Source organism: Dellaglioa sp. CoH-56-MRSF-10, from assembly GCF_056782175.1.
Map to the genome: position 1 here is coordinate 1 of NZ_JBXAYF010000095.1, position 292 is coordinate 292.

Consider the following 292-nt stretch of genomic DNA (forward strand, 5'->3'; position numbering starts at 1 on the left):
ATGGACAACTGGTGTTGGGAGCAAGCATGAACGTAGACGCAATTCCGGAAAAGACGGTGCGTGGCGCACTGCTGCGGCAATACGCACGTTGGGTGGCCAAAGTCGATCGAGCCGAAGAGCACCACGATGAGGCGGCCATGGATTACGCGAGTGGCGGGATTGCGGCCCTAGAAGCCCTGATCAGCGATCTTGGGCTCGACGACAGGCAGATGCAAAACCAATTGGGCTCCCTATGAGAACGGTGCACATTTCCCAGTTCCGGAACAACGCCGAGTACCCGATCGCCGTTCAC

Annotated in this window: 1 protein-coding gene; it reads left to right on the forward strand. The window is 58.2% G+C overall.

All coding sequences use genetic code 11. From position 1 onward, the window contains the following. The coding region (locus AC1RP4_RS07950; RefSeq protein ID WP_481763268.1) for a hypothetical protein at window positions 1-236 on the forward strand (236 nt) is incomplete at its 5' end. Between the last annotated feature and the right edge of the window lie 56 nt (window positions 237-292).